The 2,804-nt window shown below is 46.4% G+C and carries 4 protein-coding genes; 3 read left to right on the top strand and 1 reads right to left on the bottom strand.

What is annotated here, in order from left to right; genetic code table 11:
- A partial coding sequence (locus tag B3M51_RS11825; RefSeq protein WP_292759457.1) for a c-type cytochrome occupies nucleotides 1-278 on the bottom strand: 278 nt, incomplete at its 3' end.
- 187 nt (nucleotides 279-465) lie between these two features.
- Here B3M51_RS11825 and B3M51_RS11830 point away from each other — a divergent pair.
- From B3M51_RS11830 to B3M51_RS14490, 3 genes are all read left to right on the top strand, one after another.
- Nucleotides 466-1,497 (top strand): LysM peptidoglycan-binding domain-containing protein, encoded by a 1,032-nt coding sequence (locus B3M51_RS11830; protein ID WP_414673452.1) that lies wholly within the window; start codon nucleotides 466-468, stop codon nucleotides 1,495-1,497.
- 10 nt (nucleotides 1,498-1,507) lie between these two features.
- Nucleotides 1,508-2,629, top strand: coding sequence for a DNA-processing protein DprA (gene dprA, locus B3M51_RS11835; RefSeq protein WP_292759461.1), 1,122 nt, complete (start codon nucleotides 1,508-1,510; stop codon nucleotides 2,627-2,629).
- Nucleotides 2,630-2,652: 23 nt separating this feature from the next.
- On the top strand, nucleotides 2,653-2,804 hold a 152-nt coding region (locus tag B3M51_RS14490), incomplete at its 3' end, for a DUF494 family protein (RefSeq protein WP_414673453.1).

Raw genomic sequence — 2,804 nt, forward strand, 5'->3', positions numbered from 1 at the left:
TCTTCGTCTGACAAGTTATTCGCTTGCATCTGCATGATTGCGGCCATACCACCCTGACGTTGCTTATCACGATAAGCTTTAAGCGCTGACACTAAGTATTCAGCATTCTGTCCAGCGAGATTGGGGTATACCGGCATAACTGCGATACCCTCAGCGCCATGACAGGTAGAACAGACGGCAGACTTTGCTTTTCCGGCAGCAACATCGCCGGCAGCAATTGCCAGGGAATTCATCATAATGGCAGCAATGCCGATGATAAAGCAGGTCGTTAATTTCATGCTGTTCTCCGTCATGTATGTTTGCCTTGTCAGGCTAAAAAAGTTTAACCAGTCGAGATATCGACACATTATAAACCAAGTTTGTTGCTGGATTACTTGATTAGTGTAAACGCTTATTAGACACTATGAGCCGTTGCTGTCTGTCCAGGGATAATGGCTGCCCTGAAGCGTCCATGAGGATTTTATGATGATACGTCACATCTGTTTAGGTTTCTTCGCCCTGTTGATGAGTGCTTCAGTGCTTGCAAATGAGGTGGCCCTTAATCCAGACCATCCGGATCGTTATGTGGTCGTTAAAGGCGATACCCTCTGGGATATATCAGCCAAATTTCTGAAATATCCTTGGCACTGGCCTGAAATCTGGCAGGTAAATCCTCAGGTTGAAAACCCTCATCTTATCTATCCTGGCGATGAATTAACGCTGGTATATCGAGATGGTCGGCCGGTACTTGAGCTAAACCGTGGACAGCAAACTTACAAGCTTTCACCAGAAATGCGTGAAATTCGAGTGGATGAAGCGATCCATACGATTCCTTTATCAATTATCCGACCTTTCCTGACGAAACCTCGAGTAGTTGGTGCAGAAGTTCTTGACGCTGCCCCCTACGTTGTTGCCACTTCAGATGAAAGATTATTGTCTGGGGCCGGCGATGTTGTTTATGCCAAAGGTATTGTTGATCCTCAGCAAAATGAATTTAATGTGTTCCGTGGCGGTAAGGTTTATTTTGATCCCAATACCGGCGAAGAGCTCGGTGTTGAAGCCATATATACAGGCGATGCTATGGTGAAAGAGCCCGGTGAGATTTCAACGCTGGGGTTAACTTATACCAATCGTGAAGTGATGGTGGGAGATAGGTTGTTGCCCGTGGAGGATGAGGATTTTGAGCTTAACTTCATTCCCCGTGCGCCATCGCAACCAATGGAAGGCATGATTATTTCTGTATTCGACGGTGTATCTCAGGTGGGTCAGTATCAGATTATTGTGCTAAATCTCGGTACCCGTGATGGCTTGGAAAGTGGTCATGTTCTCTCAGTATATAAAGCGGGTAAAACCATACGTGATGCCGTCAGCGAAGATCGTAAAGCAATGGTAACCCTGCCTGATGAGCACGCCGGGGAGGCTTTGGTATTCAAGCTTTATGAAAAGGTAAGTTATGCGATTGTGATGAAAGCAACTACCTCCATGCATCTTTTTGACAAGGTGCGTTCCGCAGAATAAAGGAAACAGTTTGCATAGATTTTCTGCTCCGCAACTGTCTCTGGCATGTCAGCTGGCTCTGCAACGTATTCCGGGTGTAGGGCCAGCTACTTTTAACAAACTCTTACAGCAAGTTCGTCAGCCAGCCGATATTTTTCTTGAGCCACGCCTGATAAAAGGTGTTGATGCGAAAATTGTCTCGGCGTTACAAACACCAGACTGGGAACAAGTTGAACGAGATTTGGAATGGCTATCAGCTGATAATCGCCACGTTATCGATCAACAACATCATCTTTATCCTGAGTTGCTTCAACAAATACCCGATCCTCCCGCTTTACTGTTTGTTCAGGGGGATATCAACCTGCTCAGCAAATGGCAGTTGGCGACTGTAGGTAGTCGTAACCCGACAGCTTCAGGCAGTGACACAGCATTTGAATTCGCCCGATACCTTGCTCAGGGCGATATTGTGATTACCAGTGGTTTAGCCACTGGTATTGATGCTGCCGCTCATAAAGGCGCTTTGGCTGTATCGGGCAGAACAATCGCGGTGATTGGTACCGGTTTGGATCGAGTGTATCCAGCATCACACAGAAATCTGGCACATCACATAGCCGAAGGCGGGGCGATTGTTTCTGAATTTCCATTAGGCACTTCACCAAAAGCGGAAAACTTTCCTCGCCGTAACCGTATTATAAGTGGTTTGAGCCTTGGCACTTTGGTCGTGGAAGCTGCAGTGAAAAGTGGATCATTGATTACGGCCAGAATGGCGATGGAGCAGGGACGAGAAGTGTTTGCCATTCCTGGTTCAATTCATAATCCATTATCCCGGGGCTGTCATCAGTTGATACGTGAGGGAGCAAAGCTGGTCGAAACGGCAAATGACATCATTGAAGAGCTGGGGGCCATTGCCGGTGTTGTTCCGCAAGCAGTGGAGAAACCGGCCTCATCAGAACAAATAGTGGTGCAAGCAGAATTGGATAATGATTACCAATTATTGTTTGAGTTTTTGGGATATGACCCGATCCATATCGATATGCTTATTGACAAAAGCGGATTGACGGCTGATGCCGTTTCATCCATGCTGTTATTACTGGAGCTGCAAGGTCAGGTTGCTTCACTACCTGGAGGACGTTACGTTCGAAACGGAACCTGATCACGCCCACAACAGAGAAGCCGATGAAAGAAAATGTAATTGATGTGTTGCTCTATCTGTTCGAAAACTATATCGATACAGAAAATAGCAGTCAGCCTGATAAAGATGTCCTGGAGCTTGAACTAGAACAGGTCGGCTTTCAGGAAATGGAAATACACAAAGCACTTGATTGGCT

It is taken from the genome of Methylophaga sp. UBA2689, from assembly GCA_002354555.1.
In the GTDB taxonomy this organism is placed as follows: Bacteria; Pseudomonadota; Gammaproteobacteria; order Nitrosococcales; family Methylophagaceae; genus Methylophaga.

Excerpts from the sequence above, each read along its gene's own strand:
- B3M51_RS11830 (WP_414673452.1), top strand. The coding sequence starts at position 466 with ATGATACGTCACATCTGTTTAGGTTTCTTCGCCCTGTTGATGAGTGCT.